General features: G+C 70.2%; 14 protein-coding genes and 5 pseudogenes. 11 read left to right on the forward strand and 8 right to left on the reverse strand.

The window, feature by feature from the left end; all coding sequences use genetic code 11:
- The first annotated feature begins 96 nt into the window (after nucleotides 1-96).
- The 3 genes from LRS04_RS00825 to LRS04_RS00835 all read left to right on the forward strand — a co-directional run bounded on the left by LRS04_RS00825 (nucleotide 97) and on the right by LRS04_RS00835 (nucleotide 1,553).
- A complete protein-coding gene (locus LRS04_RS00825) occupies nucleotides 97-429 on the forward strand; it encodes a hypothetical protein (RefSeq protein WP_257814723.1) in 333 nt (110 codons plus the stop codon).
- Between the two features lie 4 nt (nucleotides 430-433).
- Nucleotides 434-1,030, forward strand: coding sequence for a hypothetical protein (locus LRS04_RS00830; protein WP_257814724.1), 597 nt, complete (start codon nucleotides 434-436; stop codon nucleotides 1,028-1,030).
- A 313-nt stretch (nucleotides 1,031-1,343) separates the two neighbouring features.
- Nucleotides 1,344-1,553, forward strand: a complete 210-nt coding sequence (locus LRS04_RS00835) for a hypothetical protein (RefSeq protein WP_257814725.1) — start codon at nucleotides 1,344-1,346, stop codon at nucleotides 1,551-1,553.
- A 556-nt stretch (nucleotides 1,554-2,109) separates the two neighbouring features.
- On the opposite strand, the gene LRS04_RS00840 is transcribed toward LRS04_RS00835, so the two are convergent.
- The 3 genes and pseudogenes from LRS04_RS00840 to mnmA form a co-directional block, all read right to left on the reverse strand.
- On the reverse strand, nucleotides 2,110-2,382 hold the full coding sequence (locus tag LRS04_RS00840; RefSeq protein ID WP_257814726.1) for a GNAT family N-acetyltransferase: 273 nt from the start codon (nucleotides 2,380-2,382) through the stop codon (nucleotides 2,110-2,112).
- A 187-nt stretch (nucleotides 2,383-2,569) separates the two neighbouring features.
- Nucleotides 2,570-3,762 (reverse strand): annotated as a pseudogene (locus LRS04_RS00845) (acetyl-CoA C-acyltransferase).
- A gap of 184 nt (nucleotides 3,763-3,946) precedes the next feature.
- Nucleotides 3,947-5,130 (reverse strand): annotated as a pseudogene (gene mnmA, locus LRS04_RS00850) (tRNA 2-thiouridine(34) synthase MnmA).
- 155 nt (nucleotides 5,131-5,285) lie between these two features.
- Between mnmA and LRS04_RS00855 the strand changes: the two are divergent.
- Nucleotides 5,286-5,474 (forward strand): hypothetical protein, encoded by a 189-nt coding sequence (locus tag LRS04_RS00855; RefSeq protein WP_257814727.1) that lies wholly within the window; start codon nucleotides 5,286-5,288, stop codon nucleotides 5,472-5,474.
- Between the two features lie 18 nt (nucleotides 5,475-5,492).
- Here LRS04_RS00855 and LRS04_RS00860 read toward each other — a convergent pair whose 3' ends face one another.
- Together LRS04_RS00860 and flgK are read right to left on the reverse strand one after the other, a co-directional pair.
- Nucleotides 5,493-6,428 carry a flagellin gene (locus LRS04_RS00860; RefSeq protein ID WP_257814728.1) on the reverse strand — a complete coding sequence of 312 codons (936 nt, stop codon included), beginning with the start codon at nucleotides 6,426-6,428 and terminating at the stop codon, nucleotides 5,493-5,495.
- A 13-nt stretch (nucleotides 6,429-6,441) separates the two neighbouring features.
- Nucleotides 6,442-8,544 carry a flagellar hook-associated protein FlgK gene (flgK, locus tag LRS04_RS00865; RefSeq protein ID WP_257814729.1) on the reverse strand — a complete coding sequence of 701 codons (2,103 nt, stop codon included), beginning with the start codon at nucleotides 8,542-8,544 and terminating at the stop codon, nucleotides 6,442-6,444.
- 591 nt (nucleotides 8,545-9,135) lie between these two features.
- On the opposite strand from flgK, the gene LRS04_RS00870 reads away from it, so the two are divergent.
- From LRS04_RS00870 to LRS04_RS00885, 5 genes and pseudogenes are all read left to right on the forward strand, one after another.
- Entirely contained in the window at nucleotides 9,136-10,509 is a 1,374-nt protein-coding gene (locus LRS04_RS00870; RefSeq protein WP_257814730.1) for a flagellar hook-length control protein FliK, read from the forward strand.
- Nucleotides 10,510-10,520: 11 nt separating this feature from the next.
- Nucleotides 10,521-11,276, forward strand: a complete 756-nt coding sequence (locus tag LRS04_RS00875) for a flagellar hook assembly protein FlgD (RefSeq protein ID WP_257814731.1) — start codon at nucleotides 10,521-10,523, stop codon at nucleotides 11,274-11,276.
- 101 nt (nucleotides 11,277-11,377) lie between these two features.
- A pseudogene (locus tag LRS04_RS27415) lies at nucleotides 11,378-11,695 on the forward strand (flagellar hook-basal body complex protein); the annotation flags it as partial.
- A gap of 169 nt (nucleotides 11,696-11,864) precedes the next feature.
- Nucleotides 11,865-12,767, forward strand: a complete 903-nt coding sequence (locus LRS04_RS27420) for a flagellar hook-basal body complex protein (protein ID WP_374572536.1) — start codon at nucleotides 11,865-11,867, stop codon at nucleotides 12,765-12,767.
- Between the two features lie 168 nt (nucleotides 12,768-12,935).
- Complete coding sequence (locus LRS04_RS00885; protein ID WP_257814732.1) at nucleotides 12,936-13,226, forward strand: DUF1153 domain-containing protein; 291 nt, start codon at nucleotides 12,936-12,938, stop codon at nucleotides 13,224-13,226.
- Nucleotides 13,227-13,320: 94 nt separating this feature from the next.
- On the opposite strand, the gene LRS04_RS00890 is transcribed toward LRS04_RS00885, so the two are convergent.
- Complete coding sequence (locus tag LRS04_RS00890) at nucleotides 13,321-13,707, reverse strand: RusA family crossover junction endodeoxyribonuclease (RefSeq protein ID WP_257814733.1); 387 nt, start codon at nucleotides 13,705-13,707, stop codon at nucleotides 13,321-13,323.
- Between the two features lie 73 nt (nucleotides 13,708-13,780).
- Here LRS04_RS00890 and fumC point away from each other — a divergent pair.
- Nucleotides 13,781-15,173 (forward strand): annotated as a pseudogene (fumC, locus tag LRS04_RS00895) (class II fumarate hydratase).
- Between the two features lie 125 nt (nucleotides 15,174-15,298).
- Nucleotides 15,299-15,529: pseudogene (locus tag LRS04_RS27425) on the forward strand (GNAT family N-acetyltransferase); the annotation flags it as partial.
- A 72-nt stretch (nucleotides 15,530-15,601) separates the two neighbouring features.
- Here LRS04_RS27425 and LRS04_RS00900 read toward each other — a convergent pair.
- Both LRS04_RS00900 and LRS04_RS00905 read right to left on the reverse strand, forming a co-directional pair.
- Entirely contained in the window at nucleotides 15,602-16,522 is a 921-nt protein-coding gene (locus LRS04_RS00900; RefSeq protein ID WP_257818901.1) for an iron-containing redox enzyme family protein, read from the reverse strand.
- Between the two features lie 118 nt (nucleotides 16,523-16,640).
- Nucleotides 16,641-17,648: a polyprenyl synthetase family protein gene (locus LRS04_RS00905; RefSeq protein WP_374572541.1), complete on the reverse strand. Its 1,008-nt coding sequence runs from the start codon at nucleotides 17,646-17,648 to the stop codon at nucleotides 16,641-16,643.
- Nucleotides 17,649-17,713 lie beyond the last annotated feature (65 nt).

Here is a 17,713-nt window from a genome sequence, read left to right on the forward strand (position 1 = left end):
CGTGGCGCGGCTTTCCGGCCGGCCGCTGTGCCCGGGGTCACGCCTTGACCGTGAACGGAGCGCGCGGCAGCGTGCGGGCCTCGGCGGGGAGCGCGCATGGGCAAGGTCGTGGGAGCGATGGCGGCGCTGGCCGCTCTGGCGGCCGCAGGGGCGGCCTTGGCGCAGGAACCGCCCGCGCCGCAGCCGCTCAGCCTGACCAACGGCTCCGGCCTGCTCGTCTACTGCGCCGTCCTGGTCGACGCCCGCCTCTACACCAACGTCCGCCTGAAACCCGCCGCGAGCTGGTCCCACGCCTTCGACCCGAGGCGCGAGGTGGCCCTGGTCTGCAACCGCGCGAAGAAGCCGTCGTATGGGCCGCTGGCGCTGGGGAGCTACAGCTTCGTGGCAGTGGACGGGCGGGTGGACCTGAAGGCGGCGGAGGGGGTGTAGGCAATTGCCTCAGCCGCTGAAGAAACCTCTCAAGCAGCTGACCTTCAACAGTCTCGGCTTAGCGGACTGGCCGGAACTCACCCTTCGACTTACCGCGGTTCTGAACGAATGGAACAAGCTTGAGGGTACGCTGGGCGTCCTTCTCGGAACCCTGCTCAATACCCGCTACTCCGTCGCGGTGGCGACGCTCGCCAGCGTGGTCAACTTTACTGCTCGATTAGAACTGATCGCGGCGGCCGCATCAGCGGCGCGTCCTGACTTCGCGGAGGAAGTCGGAGCGCTGATGAGCCGCCTCCGATCCCGTGCAGGAGAACGAAACAAGGTCATTCACGGATGTTGGGCCACCTCAAAAGAGTGGCCTCACCACCTGATCTACTGCCCAACAGAGGCGATCGCATTTGCTGCTGCTCGCCAAGCAGAGGGAGCCGACCCCACCTACAGCATACTGGCGGCCATCAAACCGCAGCTGAGGCTGTGGAGCGCGCGATGTTTTCAAGACCTCGAAGAAAGGATCGGAGTCGAGAACCGTTCTGTCATAGAGCTAAACAACCGGATCGCTCAGACCCCTTTCGCGCCGCATGAAGCTGACCGCGCGCAATGAGCGCCCCTGACCTCCCCCTCCCCGAAAATTTCAGGGCGCCGCAGGTCACAGCTTAACTACACAGCGTGGCGCCAAATCCCCCACCTTGGCCGTGCTGGCGCCGTTCATGCGCCAGTCAGGGAACCTGGGCTGTTCTCGTTCTTTAACGGGACAGCAGGGCCGGAAGCCTTCCAAGCAGTCCATAGGGGACCGCGGGCTTTCCAGAACCTGGGTTGGGGATTTGAGGTACTACAGAATGTCACCGTCTCTCAGTGTTGTTGCCGATAACGATATCAAGTCTTCGCCTGCCAAGGCCGAGACCGTCGCCCAGCGCGTGCGCCGCCTTCAGGCGGAAGCCAAGACGCTGGCCAAGGACCACATCCGCGCGCTGAACCAGGCGATCGTGGACGTCGAGACGCTGGCGGCCGAGATCGCCGACGGCGGCGACGCCTATCCGCCGGGCGTGCGCGACCTGGCCCGCCGCCTCGTCGAGGACTGCGAGGCCCGCGTGCAGACCCTGGAGGCCATCGTCGCCCGCACCTGAGCGGGCGGCGGCCAAGAGTTTCGACCGCGATCCCCGCCAAACACGGCCGGGCCCCGAGCACTTCATTGAGGCAGGGTCCGGCCGGTCGGGGACCGGCGGTATCCCGGAACGGCATGTGCCGATCCGGGGCAGGTTGACCGCAGAGGCCTGGACGGCCGGTCCGACGGAGCGCTGATCCCCCGCTCCCGTCGAGGACCAAGAGCCACAGGCGCACCGGTTAACTGCGTTTCTAAAGTATGAACGGCCCGCGGCGGGGACGCCGCGGGCCGTTTGGTTCTGGCCCACACCCTTTCCGCTCATCCCGGCGAAAGCCGGGATCCAGGCGGAGGCGGCAGGCGCGCTTCGCGCGATGAACCACAGAACCACACGGAAGGGGCCTGCGTCGGTCATGCTGGCGAATGGGGCCAACCTGGGCTCGCGCGCCGATGGCGCGCAGGGATGATCGAGGCGCCGCGCCAGGGCGCGTCCCACCTTCCGTGTGGTTCTGTGTATTTCTGTGGTTCTAGAGCCGGGCCCTACGGCGCGTGGGGCCAGGGCGCGCGGACCTCCGCGCCCGCTAGCCCAGCAGGTCGCGGAATTCGTGGCTGCGGCGGAGCCAGGCGGCGGCGTAGCCGCAGATGGGGGTGACCTGCAGGCCCTGGGCGCGGATGTCGGCGCTCATGGCGGCCATCAGCCGGCCGGCGGCGCCGGTGCCGCGCAGCGCCGGCGGGCTCTCCACGTGCAGGATGTAGAGGCGGCCGTCGCGGAGCTGGTAGTCGGCCCAGGACGTCTCGCCCTGCTCGTCCATCTCGTAGCGGCGGTTCTCGGTGTCGTTGCGAAGCTCGGTCATCTGAAACTCCTCATCCCTGGAACGAGGCGGCGGCGGGGTTTGATCCCTCCCCTTCAGGGGGAGGGGCAGGCCGCGAAGCGGCCGGGGTGGGAAGCGTGGGCCAGATCGCAGGCCACGCCTGGACGTGACTCCCCACCCGGCGCGGCTTCGCCGCGTCCGCCCTCCCCTGAAGGGGGAGGGATGATCGCTACACCAGCTCCACCGCCATGGCCGTCGCCTCGCCGCCGCCGATGCAGAGGGCGGCGACGCCCTTCCGGCCGCCGCGGGCCTCGAGGGCGCTGAGCAGGGTCGCGAGGACGCGCGCGCCGCTGGCGCCGATCGGGTGGCCGAGCGCGCAGGCGCCGCCGTTGACGTTCAGCTTCTCGCGCGGGATGCCGAGGTCGCGCTCGGCGATCATGGCGACGACCGCGAAGGCCTCGTTGATCTCGAAGAGGTCGACGTCGTCCACGCTCCAGCCGGCCTTCTTCAGCGCCTTCTGGACGGCCGGGACCGGGGCGGTCGTGAAGAGGCCGGGCTCATGGGCGTGGGCGGCGTGGCTGACCACGCGGGCGACGACGTTCATGCCGAGGCGCCCTGGCCACGCTCTCGCGGGTCATGACCAGGGCCGCGGCGCCGTCGCTGATCGACGACGCGTTGGCCGCCGTGATCGCGCCGTCCTTGGCGAAGGCGGGCTTGAGCGTCGGGATCTTCGCCGGGTCGGCCTTCAGCGGCTGCTCGTCGTGCTCCACGAGGACCGCGCCCTTGCGGGTGACCACCTCGAAGGGGACGATCTCGCGGGCGAAGGCGCCGCTCTCGGTGGCGGCGCGGGCCCGGTTCAGGGACGAGATGGCGAACTCGTCCATGGCCTCGCGGGTGAACTGGTACTGCTTCGCCGTCTCCTCGGCGAAGGAGCCCATCAGCCGGCCGGGCTCGTAGGCGTCCTCCAGCCCGTCCAGGTACATGTGGTCGAACATCTGGTCGTGGCCGATGCGGGCGCCGGCGCGGTGCTGTTTCGAGAGGTACGGCGCGCCGGTCATGCTCTCCATGCCGCCGGCCACGATGATGTCGGCGGAGCCGGCGGCCAGCGCGTCGTGGGCCATGATCGCGGCCTGCATGCCCGAGCCGCACATCTTGTTGACGGTGGTCGCCTCGACGGAGGTGGGCAGGCCCGCCCCGATCGCCGCCTGGCGGGCCGGCGCCCTGGCCGAGGCCGGCGGGCAGCACGCAGCCCATGAAGATCTGCCCGACCTGGTCGGCCGGAGCTTTGGCGCGCTCGACAGCGGCGCGCACCGCGGCGGCGCCGAGGTCGGTGGCCTTCACACCGGCGAAGGCGCCCTGGAAGCCGCCCATGGGCGTGCGGGCATAGGAAGCGATGACGACGGGGTCGGAGGCTTGGGTCATGCCGCGAGATATAATTCAGCGGGTTGTGAAGCGGGAGGGGCCGCAGGGTGAACGTCCCTCCCTTAATGGGGAGGGACAGGCCGCGTCAGCGGCCAGGGTGGGGAAGTTCGGGGCTGGATCTCGGAGTCAGAGCTTGAGCGCGACAGCCCCACCCTGCTCGCCTTCGGCGAGTCTTCCCTCCCCATTAAGGGAGGGAGCGCACGGTCCCGTCGATGAAGCCGCCGCCGAGGACGCGTGTGTCGGCTTCCGGGGCGTAGAGGACGCAGGCCTGGCCGGGGGCGACGCCTTCTTCCGGGCGGTCGAAGGCGACGCCGGGGCGGCCGTCGACCAGGGCCAGGCGGCCGGGGACCGGCTCGCGGGTGGAGCGGACGCGGGCCAGCACCGGGCGGCCCTGCTCGCAGGCGGCCTCGATGGAGGGCGCATCGCCGATCCAGCTTGATTCCTTCAGGGTCAGCGCGTGGGTCAGCAGGGCCTCGCGCGGGCCGACGATCACCTGGCGGCGGTCGGCGTCGATCTTCACCACGAACAGCGGGTCGCCCACGGCGACGTTCAGCCCCCGGCGCTGGCCGATGGTGTAGCGCGTGACGCCCTCGTGGCGCCCGAGCACCCGGCCGTCGAGGTGGACGATGTCGCCGGCCTCCGCGCCGTGCGGGCGCAGGCGGTCGATGACCGTGGTGTAGCGGCCCTCGGGCACGAAGCAGATGTCCTGGCTGTCCGGCTTGTCGGCCACCGAGAGGCCAAGGTCGAGCGCGGCGGCGCGCACGGCGGGCTTCGGCAGGCCGCCCAGCGGGAAGCGCAGGAAGGCGAGCTGTTCGGCCGTGGTGGCGAACAGGAAGTAGCTCTGGTCGCGGGCCGGATCGGCGGCGCGGTGCAGCTCCGGACCGTTCGGGCCGATCTCGCGGCGCACGTAGTGGCCGGTGGCCATGGCCTCGGCGCCCAGGTCGCGGGCCACGTCCAGCAGGTCGCGGAACTTCACGGTCTGATTGCAGCGCACGCACGGGATCGGCGTCTCGCCGCGCAGGTAGGCGTCGGCGAAGTCCTCGATGACCTGCTCGCGGAACCGGCTCTCGTAGTCGAGGACGTAGTGCGAGATGCCGATGGCGTCGGCGGCCATGCGGGCGTCGTGGATGTCCTGGCCGGCGCAGCAGGCGCCTTCTTCTGGATCGCCGCCCCGTGGTCGTAGAGCTGGAGCGTCACGCCGACCACGTCGTAGCCGGCCTTCGCCAGCAGGGCGGCGGTGACGGTGGAATCCACCCCGCCGGACATGGCCGCCACAATCCGGGCGCCTTGCGGCAGGCGCACGGCGTCGCGGACGACCTGGATCAGGTCGCCGGCCGCGAGGTCAAGAGGGGCCAGGGGCGCGTTCATCGGGCCCTATTTAGCTGTGGCGTCAGGGGTTTGCGAGGGGGCGGGCCCGCGAATGAGGCGCCGGGCCGCAGCCGCCCGGCCGCGCGGCGGCCTCGCCGTCACACAAAACCCGCATTGCCCGGCCATGCTGCCGGCCACGATCAAGGGGAGCCGCGATGACCGACTACCGGATCTATGTGCTGAACCAGGACGAGCGGGTCGCCGCCGAACTGGAACAGGCCTTCTGCAACGACAACGCCGCGCTCGAGAAGGCCGAGGACGCCTATGCCGGCCACTATGCCGCCGAGGTCTATGACGGCGATCGGCTGGTCGCGCGCCTGGGCGCGCCGTTCGACCTGGACTAGGGAACGGCGCGCGCGCGCCTACTGAAGCAGCTTCAGCAGCGAGGTGTTCTGCAGGGTGATGAACACCTGCGCCGCGGCTTGGACCGACATCTGGGCGGCGGAGAGCTCGGTGGCGGCCCTGGTCATGTCGGCGTCGGTGATGTCGCCCACCATGCCGGCGAGCGTGTTGGCCCGCGTCGCCACATCGTCCTTCACATCGTCGACCCGCTTCTGCACCAGGCCGTTGCGGCCGGTCAGGACGGTGAGGTCGGAGCGGATGGTCTCCCAGGGGCCGAGCTGACTTTCCAGGAAGGTCTGCTGGGCGTCGGTGAGCTTGCCGTCCAGCGGGCCGGAGGGGCCCTCGTGGAAGGCCTTGATCGCCTGGAAGGCGGCGAGCATCTGGGTTCCCAGGTCCGAGGCCAGCATGCCGGTGGTGACGACGGTGCTGTCGTCCAGCTTGGCCTGGGCCTGGAAGTTGTCGTTTCTGAAGAAGCTGGCGATGGCCGGCAGCGGCGGGCCGACCAGGTCGTCGAGCTTGGTCGCCGTGACGGGCTTGGTGTCCACCTGGCCGCCGGCGAACAGGTACTTGCCGCCATAGCGGGCGTTCATGCCCTCCAGCCCGTTGCGAAGCTGGGCCTCCAGCTCTTCCATCAGGGTGCCGGCGTCGCCCGCGGCGATGGAATCCAGGACCGCCTGCCGGGTCGCCCCGGCCGCGTCGGTGATCTGGTTGAGCGCCGTGTCCTGGGTGGTCAGCTTGTCGGCGATCATCATGTGCTGCTCGGCGTAGACGTCGAGCCTCGTCTGCACCGAGCGCATGGCGGTGAGCATCTCGGCCTTGCGCGCATAGTCCTTCAGGTCCTTGCCGACCTTCTGGGTGGCGACCTGATCGGAGGCCTCGGCCTGCCGCGCCTGGGCGGCGAGGAGATTCTGCAGGACGGCGGAATAGCTGCCGCTGGTGGAAACGCGGGTGACCATCTGAACTCGTTCCTCAGACCATCTGGACCAGGACGTCGAAGAGGTCCTTCGCGGCCTGGATCATCCGAGCCGACGCATTGAACGCCTGCTGGTAGGTGGTGAGCCGGACGAGTTCTTCGTCCAGATTGACGCCCTCGACCGCCTGGCGGCGGGCGCTGGCTTCGTCGAGCACGGCCTTCGCGCTCTCCTTGCGGGTCTGGGCCGACGCGGCGTCGCGGCCGATCGAGCCGCCGAACTCCGAGGCGTAGCGGCTGACCGTCATGGTCACGTCGCCCAGCGAGCCGGCGGCCTGGAAGAGCTGGCTGACGTCGCCGGAGGCCGAGAGCGCCAGCGCGCCGCGGCCGTCGCCGGGCCGGAGCGCCGGCTGGCCGGCGGCGACCGTCAGGTCGAGCTTGCCGAAGGCCAGCTTGGTGGGGTCGGCCACCAGCCTGGCGTTGACCTCGAAGCGGTCGGCCCGGGCCGTGCGCTCGGCGACGCCGAGGCCGAAGAGCTGGCTGATCGAGGGGCCGCCGACGCCGCGGCGGGTGGCGTCGGTGTTCACCGACAGGTTCGCGTTGATCGGGGCGAGCGCCTTGAAGCTCATCGCCCCGTTGGCGTCGAGGGTGAAGGACCCGTAGCCGCCGACGCCGGTGAGGGGGTCGTTCAGGGCGGTCAGCAGGTCGGCCATGGTCGCGCCGGCCGGGACGGTGACCGCCACTTCCTGCAGCGGCTTGCCGTCGGCCTGGGCGAGCGTGAACTTGATCTGGTCGCCGGGGATGAAGCCGTGCGGATCGGTGGACTTCAGGCCGGTCTCGTAGGTCGTGTAGCCGGTCGAGCGGACGATGTCGTTCAGGCCGAAGAAGTGCGAGAACTGGCGTCCCGCCTTCATCGAGGTGCCCTCGTCGACGGCCACGCCGCGGCCGGCGCCGACCGCGGCGATCGAGAGCGCGCCATCGGTGAACGTCGCCGAACCGGCCGGGGTGAGCGCGATGTTCAGGTCGGCGAGGAAGGTGGCGGACGAGAACGCCCCGCCGGGCGCGCCGTTGACCGTGAAGGTCGAGGTGTCGAAGTCGATCTCGACCTTGTGTTGCACCACCCCGGTGGCGTCGACGATGGCCACCGTGCTCTTGCCGGTGAAGCCGCTGACGGCGGTGGCCAGGTCGAGGCCGGTCAGACGGCCATTCAGCGACGAGGGCGCCGGGATCGAGGACGAGGCGTTGTGGGCGGCGTTCAGCCGCTCGCTGGCCCGGGCCACGAACTCCCCGAGCTGGTTGGAGAGCTCCGGCAGCTTGGTGTCGCGCAGGTCCATCAGGCCGCGGATCTCGCCGCCCGGCACCTGGATCGCCTGGGTCGAGCCGATGCCGCCGGCCGGCGTCACCTTGATATAGCCGCGCGTGGTGTCCGTGCGCACGTAGGACAGGGTGGCGGCCCCGTCGCCGGCCAGCTTCACGCCCTCGGCCGAGCGGATGTCGACGCCGCCGCCGGGGCGCTTGGTGACCTGGACGCTCATCAGGCCGGAGAGCTCGTCCACCAGGCCCGACTGGATGTTCTCCGAGCCGGAGCTGTCCTGCTCGATCAGCCAGGCGCGGCTGATGTCCCCGTTCAGCCGGTTGATCTGGCCCAGGAGCTCGTTGACGCGCTCGACGTTGCCTCCGATCCGCGTCTCGATCGTGTTCCCCAGCTCGTCGATCTGGGTGTTGATCCGGTTGGCCTCGGAGAGGAAGTCCTCGATGTTGCCGATCGACTGGCTGCGCAGCAGGCTGGACGACGGATCGTCGGCCGCCGCGGCGAAGGCGGCGTAGGCCTTGTCGAGCCGGTTGAAGAAGAAGTTCTCGTCCGACGGGTCGCCGAATAGGGCCTGGGCGGTGTCCAGGTATTCGGAGAACACGCCCCACCGGGAGGATTCCGAATTGGCCGTGTAGCTGGCGAGCTGCAGGTACTGGTCGGTCACCCGCTTGATGGCGGTGACCTCGACGCCCATGCCCACGCCATTGACGACGATCGGGCGCTGCTCGACCTCCTTGCGGACGTAGCCGGGCGTGTTGACGTTCGAAATGTTGTCGGAGACCGCGCGCAGCCCCGTCTGCGCGGCCATCAGGCCCGAGCCGGCGGTACGCAGGGTCATATTGATCGACATGCTCTAACCCCCAAGCCCGGCAAAGCCTGCGCGCCCCGGCGGTTTCTGCCGGGACTTTCTCGGAACACACGCGCGCCGCGCTAGGAAAAGTCCTTGTTTTTCAACGTCTGCCTTTCAGGCGCCGATGATCAACGTGGTTAACCGCGCAAGAGGGATGCCAGTCCGGAAAGGCCCACAACCGGGGCGGCAGGGAATGCACCAGCAGCGCAAGTCTGGCCCGGCAATTTCCGCCGAAACCGGTTGGCGCCGGGGCGCCCGAGAGGTGGTTTTCTTCCGCAAAAACAACGCCGTGCCAGTGTGGCGCAAAGGTTGCTCCGGAAACTCCGAACGATTCCGGCGCAGCAGGCGCCTCGACCGCAAGCCGTCCACCTCGAGGCCCGCAAGTGACCGCGTCCCTGCTCAATGTCTCCGCCCTGACCGGTGCGGGCTCCATGCCCCAGCCCGGCCTCGCCGCCGCCGCCGCCGGTGCCGCCGGCGTGCAGGATCCCGCCCAGGCGTTCGAGGCGATGATGGCCGCCTTCCTGGGCCAGATCACCGCCCCCCGAGGCGGCGCCCCAGGGCCAGGCCGCGGCCCAGCCCATGGCCGCCGCCGTGGTCGCGCAGCCCCTCGTCGTCGACGCCGACGCCGCCACGGAGGGCGAAGGCCAAGGCGAGAGCGAGGGCGACGGCGAGGCGGTCCCCGCCGAGGCCGCCGTGGATGTGAACGCCGCGGTGGTCGCCGCCCTCGTCGAGACGCCCCCTGCCCCCGTCCAGCCCATCGTCGCCACGGCCGCGACCGCGCCCGCGGCGACCGAGGTCGCCGCCCAGGCCCTGCCGACTGAGGGCCGGACGAGGCCGTCCGGCCAGCCGGTCGGCGCCCCCGTCCCCGCCGAGGCCCTGCCGGACGCGAGCGCGCCGATCGAGGCCGCGAGCGCCGATGGCGAGATCGTCGCGGCCGACGCCGAGACCGAGGCGGCGGCGCCCGAGACCGCCCGGCCGGTGAAGCTGCCCGACGCCGCTCCGCCGCGGGCGGCCGCGCCGGCCAGCCCGCAGGCCCCGGTCCAGGCGGCCCCGCAGGTCCAGGCCCAGGCCCAGGCCGCGCCGACCGAGGCCCATGATCCTGCCGTCACGGCTGAGGCGGCGGACGCCGCCGCGACGCCGGCCGCCGACACCGCCCAGGCCGCCGCCGCCGCGAGCGCGCCGGCCACTGCCCGCACCGCCGAAGCGGCCCAGCCGCGCAAGGCCGAGGCCCGCTCCGACAAGGGCGGCGACCGCGTGGAGGCCTTCGCCGCCGCCGAGCCCGGCCAGGCGTCCGCGGCGCCGCGCGTCGCCCCGGTGAACGCCAAGGCCGAAGCCGCCAAGCCGGGCGCCGAGCGGCCCAATGACATCCCGACGCCCGCTGCCGCCGCCGATCCCACGGCCGCGCCGGCCGCCGCCGACCACGCGGACAGCGCCATCGCCCACGAGAGCCCGAGCACGGAGCGCCCGGCGCAGGCGGCTGCCGCCAGCGCGCACGCCGCGGCCCAGGTGCGCGGTTCACCGGAGACCGTCGCCAGCCTCTCGGCCCAGATCCTCAAGAAGCTGGACGGCCGCACGACGCGCTTCGACGTGCAGCTCACCCCCGAAGGCCTCGGCATGGTCGACGTCCGGGTGGAGATCGGCCAGCACGGCCGGGTGAGCGCGGCGCTCGCCTTCGAGAACCCGCAGGCCGCCCAGGAGCTCAAGGCCCGGGCCAACGACCTGCAGAAGGCTCTGGAACAGGCCGGGTTCGACCTTTCCGGCGGCATGAGCTTCGACGTCGCCGGCGACCAGGGCCGGCCGAGCCACGGCTTCCTGGGCGGCGACAACCAGCCCGACACCGGCGCGGCGTTCCGCGGCAAGGCGTTCCGCGCCGCGCTCGACACCGCCGATCAGGCGGACACCGTCGCCGCCGGGCCGCTGACGCTCCGGCGCGGCGTAACCGCCGGCCTCGACGTGCGGATCTAGGGACCAAGCCCATGGCCATTTCCAACGTCGACGCCACAGGCACAGCCACCACCGCCGGCTCGCGCACGCGGCTAGCCGAGAACTTCGACACCTTCCTGACCCTGCTGACCACCCAGCTCCGGAACCAGGATCCGCTGTCGCCAATGGATTCCAACCAGTTCACCCAGCAGATGGTCCAGATGACCGGCGTCGAGCAGCAGCTGCTGACCAACGACCTCTTGGGCAAGCTGGTGGCCAACTCCAACTCCGGCATCTCCACGGCCGTCAGCCTGATCGGCAAGGAGGTGCGAGCGGTCAGCGACACCGCCGCCATCCAGGGCGGCAAGGCCCAGTGGATCTACGACCTCGACCGCGAGGCCGAGAGCGTGACCATGGAAATCCTCGACGCCCAGGGCAACCGGGTCGCCTCGAAGACCCTGTCGGGCGACGACCTGAAGGCCGGCGAGCACACCTTCACCTGGGACGGCAAGAACTTCTCCGGCCAGGCCCTGCCGAACGGCGGCGCCTACACGCTGAAGGTCACCGCCAAGGACTCCACCGGCACGGCCGTGCCCACCTCGACCTACATCCAGGGCCTGGTGGCCGGGGTCGAGCAGCAGGACGGCCAGACCATGCTGACCGTCAACGGCGCCCGGGTCGCCTGGGACAGGGTCGCCAGCATCTTCCAGCCCGCACCGGCCAACGACGACACCGCCGGCACAGGCTCCACCAACACCGCCTCGGGCGACGAGACGTCCGAGGATCCCGACATCAACGCCACCGGCTGAACGCCAGTGGACGCGACGGCAGAAAGGCGCCGTTCCGCATCCGCAGTACGCGGATCACCAGAAAGACAGAACGGAACGAACCCATGAGCATCAATTCCGCAATGCTGGCCGGCGTGTCCGGGCTGGTCTCAAACTCCTCGGCCCTCGCGGCGATCTCGGACAACATCGCCAACGTCAACACCGTCGCCTACAAGCGCACCCAGGTGAACTTCGGCAGCGTGGTCACCGCCCAGATGGCCGGCCGCTACTCCGCCGGCGGCGTGCAGGGCGTGAACCGCAACTTCATCAGCCAGCAGGGCCTCGTGCAGGCCGCCAGCTCGCCCACGGACCTGGCGATCTCGGGGGAAGGCTTCTTCATCGCCACCCAGAAGAGCTCGAACCTGACGAGCGCCGACGCCCGCATGTTCACGCGCTCCGGCTCCTTCACGGTCGACGCCGACGGCTACCTGGTCAACGACGCCCGCCTCTACCTGCAGGGCTGGCTGGTGCAGGACAACGGCTCGTTCGACATCAATCCCCTCGGACCTCAACAAGCTCGACCCGATCAACGTCCGGGGCCTGGGCTCGGCGGTCTCGCAGACCACCGAGGTGAAGGTCAGCGCGAACCTGAACAAGGAGACGCCCTACTCGCCGGCGATCGCCCCGGCCCTGACCTACGCCGCCACGCCCGGCGACAGCATGGCCGACTACGCCGACGACCCGGCGACCGGCACGCGGCCCGACTTCACGCTCGAAATGAACGTGATCGACTCCACGGGCGGCAACCACAAGATCGCCATGGCCTTCCTGCGCGACGACGCTGCGCCCAACCAGTGGTACGCCGAGGTGTACGCCGTCCCCGCGACCGACATCGACAACGGCGGCGCGGCGCCTCCCGGCCAGCTCGCCGCGGGGCTCGTGAACTTCAACGCTGACGGGACGATCGACCTGGCCGGCTCGACCCTGTTCGGCGGCTCGACGACGCCGCAGCTGGTGCTGGCCGCGTCGGACGATCCCGCCGCCCCGACCCTGGCGGCGCCCAAGTGGGCGACCGGCATCGGCATCCTGGGCCAGACCGTCGACCTCGACCTCGCCAAGCTGTCGCAGCTTTCCGAGCCCTCCACGGTCCGCTCGGTGACCGCCGACGGCGCGGGCGTCGGCAACGTCGTCGGCGTGCAGGTGGACGCCGAGGGCGTGGTCTCGGCGATCTTCGACAACAGCCAGGTGCGGAAGATCGCCAAGATCGCCATCGCCACCTTCCCGAACGCGGACGGCCTGACGCCGGTGAGCGGCAACGCCTACCGCGCCTCCGGAAAATCCGGGCAGCTTGTCATAAAGGAACCGGGGATTGGCGCGGGTCAGATCTCGCCGCAATCCCTCGAGGCGTCCACCGTCGACCTGTCGGCGGAGTTCACGGGCCTCATCCAGACCCAGAAAGCTTACTCGGCGTCTTCGCGGATCATCACCACCGCCGACCAGATGCTGGAAGAATTGATCAACATTAAGCGATAAGACTTGGCCTTTAACTACGGTTAACGGCCAATGACTTCTATTGCTGTACCGATTTAGTACACGGGGAGGGTGATGGTTAGTCCTTTTTTTACTATCGCGATTCAGCGGCCGTTAGGAGCCGCCGCTTATGTTTCCCATCAACAGTGATGGTGGGAAAGGCGTAAAGCCATGTTGCAGCAACAGCAGCAGACGCGCACGAACAGCCGCGGCGAAGCCTACGTCATCGGGCCCACGGGGGCTCCGTTGACGATCAAGGATCTTCCCCCGGCCAATACCGGCCGTTGGGTCATCCGCCGCAAGGCGGAGGTCGTGGCCGCGGTTCGCGGCGGTCTGATCTCTCTGGAAGACGCCCTGGAGCGCTACCGGCTGACGTCGGAAGAGTTCACGGCGTGGATGGCCTCGATCGACCGCCATGGCATGGCGGGCCTTCGGACGACGCGCCTCCAACAGTATCGCTGAGCCTCTCTCCTCCCCCGGACAGGTTCGCGAAGTATCGCCCCCGCGCTCCCTCCAGCGCGGGGGCGCTTTCTTTTTTTGTGGCGTCGCCTGACGCCTAGGGGTGAAACGGCCGGCCCATGGGCAGGTCGGAGATCTTGCGGACGGTGACGGTGATCCGCTCCCGCTCGCCGGCCGCCCGCTCCACCAAAAGCCGCGCCACCTGGGCGTCGTCGTGGAAGGCGTAGCCCTTGATGGCGTCGAGGATCGCCTTGGCCAGGTTGTCGAGGTCGAGCCAGGGCGGGTCGCCCACATACTCCATGCGGATCTCGACGGCGAACTCGCCCCAGGCGGGCCGCGAGCCGCGCCAGACCTTGCGGAAGAACTCGTAGATCAGGGGCTTGTAGTACTTGGCCTGGGTGGTCAGGCCGTCGATCACCACCTCGATCGCGCCCTCGCCTTCCCGGGCGCGCACCTTGCCGTGAGAGGTCCAGCCGTCATCCATCGCCCGCCTCTTAGCCTTTGCACGGGCGCAGCGTCTCGCTAAACCGGCCCCGCGAATTTGTTGGAGCCCCTGGATGACCGCGACCCGCACCGAGACCGACACCTTCGGCCCCATCGAGGTGCCGGCCGACCGCTACTGGGGCGCCCAGACCCAGCGGAGCATCCAGAACTTCAAGATCGGCTGGGAGAAGCAGCCCAAGCCGGTGATCCGGGCGCTCGGCGTGGTGAAGCGCGCCGCGGCCGAAGCCAACATGGCGCTGGGCAAGCTGGATCCGACGATCGGGAACGCGATCGTCGCCGCCGCCCAGGAGGTCATCGACGGCAAGCTCGACGACCACTTCCCGCTGGTGGTCTGGCAGACCGGCTCCGGCACCCAGTCGAACATGAACGCCAACGAGGTGATCTCGAACCGGGCGATCGAGATGATGGGCGGCCAGATGGGCTCGAAGACGCCCGTCCACCCCAACGACCACGTCAACATGAGCCAGTCGTCGAACGACACCTATCCGACGGCCATGCACATCGCCGCCGCCGAGGAGGTCGCCCGTTCGGTGATGCCGGCGCTGGAGCACCTGCACGCGGCGCTGAAGAAGAAGGCCGTGGAGTTCGACCACATCATCAAGATCGGCCGGACCCATACCCAGGACGCCACGCCGCTGACGCTCGGCCAGGAGTTCGGGGGGCTACTCCCACCAGGTCGCCATGTCGGTCCGGCGGATCAAGGAGACCCTCTACGGGCTCTACGAGCTGGCCCAGGGCGGCACGGCAGTCGGCACCGGCCTGAACGCCCCCGTCGGCTTCGCCGAGAAGGTGGCCGAGCGGATCGCGGCGATCACCAAGCTGCCGTTCATCACCGCGCCCAACAAGTTCGAGGCGCTCGCCGCCCACGACGCCATGGTGTTCAGCCACGGGGCGCTCACCGCCGCAGCCGGCGCGCTCTTCAAGATCGCCAACGACCTGCGCTTCCTGGGCTCCGGCCCGCGCGCCGGCCTGGGGGAGCTGGCCCTGCCCGAGAACGAACCGGGCTCCTCGATCATGCCGGGCAAGGTCAATCCGACCCAGGCCGAGGCCCTGACCATGGTCTGCGCCCACATCATGGGCAACCAGACGGCGATCGCCTTCGCCGGCAGCCAGGGCCATTTCGAGCTGAACGTCTTCAACCCGGTGATGGCCTACAACTTCCTGCAGTCCTGCCGCCTGCTGGCCGACGCCTCGATCAGCTTCACCGACAACATGGTCGCCGGCACCGAGGCCCGCGAGGACAACATCAAGCACAACCTCGAGCGCTCGCTGATGCTGGTGACGGCGCTGAACGGCAAGCTCGGCTACGACAACTGCGCCAAGATCGCCAAGGCGGCGCACAAGAACGGCACCACGCTCCGCGAGGAGGCGGTCGGCGGCGGCTACCTGACGAACGAGGAGTTCGACGAGTGGGTGCGGCCGGAGAAGATGATCAGCCCGGGCTGATGGTCCAGCTCGTCCGGGTCACCGACGAGCTCCCGGAGGGCTTCGAGGCGCTCCGGGCGGCGGCGGACGCCGAGGGCTTTGGGGCGATGTCCAGGCTGGCCCGCGAGTGGGCGCAGACGCCAGAGATGTTCGCCTGCCTGCTGGCGGCGCCGGGCCCGACGGGCGGGCTGCTGGCGATCGGCGGGCTGACCGCCGAGCCGGAGCCGCAGGGCGAGCCCGCCATGCGCATCCGCCGGCCCTACGTGCATCCAGACGCGCGGCGGTCCGGGGTCGGCGCGACCCTGGTCACCGCGCTCGTGCAGGAGGCGTTCGACAGCGTGGGCCTGGTGACGATCAACGCCGCCAGCACGCTGGCGCCGGCGTTCTGGACCGGGCTCGGTTTCGGGGCCGTGGCTGGACGGCCCTGGACCCATGAGCTGAGGGGCCGACTACTCCGCGGCGTAGACCAGCGGGTGGTGGTGCGCCCACAGGTGCGCCCGGTAGCTCTCGAAGCACTGCTCGCCCAGCACCAGGCGCATGACCGCGCCCTCGGCGATGTGACGGGCGCAGGCCGGGTTTTCTTCCACCAGCGGGATCAGCGCTTCCGCGTTCCAGGCCCGGGAGTGCTCGATGTCGAGCTGGGCGTGCAGCACGAAGTACTTCCGCTGCTCCGGCGGGCAGCCCAGGCGCTTCAGCCCCTCGGCGACGCAGCCGACGCGGGTGGGCGCGGTCAGCTCGACGACGCCCAGCGCCCCCACCGACTGGTAGGTGTAGCGCCGCGTCGTCGCGAGCGCGGTCATGGTGTTGGCCAGCGCCAGCGACTGCCAGGCCGTGCCCTCGATGGTGGGCGTGAGGCCGAGGCCCTGGACCGTGCGGTCGAGCATCGGGCCGTGCATGCCGCCCAGGCTGCCGCGGCCCATCTCGTCCCAGTAGTTGCGGGCCAGCTCCATCTTCGGCCGGGCCGGCAGCTTGACCTGGGTGTAGGCGACGAGGTCGTCGAAGCCGGCCTCGCCGGCCGCTTCCTGGGTCAGGAACCACTTCAGCTGGTCGAGGTCGGCCTCGCCCTCAAGCCAGGCGAACAGCGGGTCGTACTGACCCGGGCCGCTCTCCTTGAGGTCCTCGAACCAGGCGATGAAGCCCTCAGGATCCGATGGGACGGCCTCGACCATCGGCGCGATGTGGGCGCGGAACGCTTCGATCCAGGCGCCCTCCAGGCGCAGCATCCGGTGGTCGGCGGAGAGGTCGGTCTGCCAGTCGCCATGCGGCGTCTGGACCGCCAGCCGCCGGTGGTTCCAGTGGGCGAGGCCCCTGTGAAGCGTCTCGGCGTCGGGGAATTCCGGCGTGAAATGCCCAAGCGCCGCCAATCTCATTCCTGGAAACATACACACTCTCCCGTAGGGCGCATGAAGCGCGCAAACGGATGGCGGGGTTCCCAGCCCGGTTTTTTGATAACCCGGAGGTCCGGCGCCGGGAGTGGCGCGGGACGGCCTAGGCGCGGCGGCGCACCGCGAAGTCCGCGAGGTCGGCGAGCGCCGGACGCCAGCTGTTGCCGCCGAAGTCGGACAGCGCGGCCTTGGCGGTCTCGGCGTACTCGGAAGCGAGCGCCAGCGTGTCGTCGAGCGCGCGGGTCTCGCGCATCAGCTCGCGGGCGCGGTCGAAGTCGGCGTCGGTCTGCTCGCGCCGGTCGATGGTGCGGACCCAGAAGTCGCGTTCGCCGGGCGTGCGCTGCATGGCCAGCAGCAGCGGCAGGGTCGCCTTGCCTTCCCGGAAGTCGTCGCCCGCGTTCTTGCCGAGCGTGCCGGCGTCGCCGGAGTAGTCGAGCGCGTCGTCGACGAGCTGGAAGGCGACGCCCAGGTCCTGGCCGTAGCGGCGCAGCGCCTTGCAGCGCTCCGGGGAGGCCCCGGCGCTGACCGCGCCCACCTCGGCGGCGGCGGCGAACAGTTCGGCGGTCTTGGCCCCGATGATCTCCAGATAGACCTCGCGGCTGAGGTCCATGTCGTGGGCGCGGGTGAGCTGCAGCACCTCGCCCTCGGCGATGACGCGGCTGGCCCGGGCGAGGATATCCAGGGCGGGCATCGAGCCCGCGCCGACCATCAGCTCGAAGGCGCGGGCGAACAGGAAGTCGCCGACCAGCACCGACGAGGGCGCGCCCCAGATCAGGTGGGCGGCGACGCGCCCGCGGCGGAGCTGCGATGAGTCCACCACGTCGTCGTGCAGCAGGGTGGCGGTGTGGATGAACTCCACGGCCGCGGCGAGCTTCAGGCAGGCGTCGTCCCGGGCCCCGGCGAGCCGGGCGGCGGCCACGGTGAGCAGCGGGCGCAGGCGCTTGGCGGAGCCGGCGATCAGGTGGTCGGCAAGCGCCGGGATCACCGGCACGGGGCTGTCCATGTGCTGGCGGATCAGGGCGTCGACCGCCGCCATGTCGGGCGCGGCGAGTTCGATCAGCGCGTCGAGGGACGGCGGCTTCTCGACAACGGCCGTGCGGGCGGCTTCCACGCGGTTACTACGCTCCTGAAACGGCCTGGCGCCTTCGGGGAGGAACCCGCCGCCGTTTGCCGGGA

Source organism: Phenylobacterium sp. J367 (assembly GCF_024699985.1).
In the GTDB taxonomy this organism is placed as follows: domain Bacteria; phylum Pseudomonadota; class Alphaproteobacteria; order Caulobacterales; family Caulobacteraceae; genus Phenylobacterium.

Coding starts and splice junctions, on each gene's coding strand:
- flgK (WP_257814729.1), bottom strand. CDS start 8,544: ATGTCGATCAATATGACCCTGCGTACCGCCGGCTCGGGCCTGATGGCC.
- LRS04_RS00840 (WP_257814726.1), bottom strand. CDS start 2,382: ATGACCGAGCTTCGCAACGACACCGAGAACCGCCGCTACGAGATGGAC.
- LRS04_RS00825 (WP_257814723.1), top strand. CDS start 97: ATGGGCAAGGTCGTGGGAGCGATGGCGGCGCTGGCCGCTCTGGCGGCC.
- LRS04_RS00900 (WP_257818901.1), bottom strand. CDS start 16,522: ATGAGATTGGCGGCGCTTGGGCATTTCACGCCGGAATTCCCCGACGCC.
- LRS04_RS00875 (WP_257814731.1), top strand. CDS start 10,521: ATGGCCATTTCCAACGTCGACGCCACAGGCACAGCCACCACCGCCGGC.
- LRS04_RS00860 (WP_257814728.1), bottom strand. CDS start 6,428: ATGGTCACCCGCGTTTCCACCAGCGGCAGCTATTCCGCCGTCCTGCAG.
- LRS04_RS00885 (WP_257814732.1), top strand. CDS start 12,936: ATGTTGCAGCAACAGCAGCAGACGCGCACGAACAGCCGCGGCGAAGCC.
- LRS04_RS00855 (WP_257814727.1), top strand. CDS start 5,286: ATGACCGACTACCGGATCTATGTGCTGAACCAGGACGAGCGGGTCGCC.
- LRS04_RS00890 (WP_257814733.1), bottom strand. CDS start 13,707: ATGGATGACGGCTGGACCTCTCACGGCAAGGTGCGCGCCCGGGAAGGC.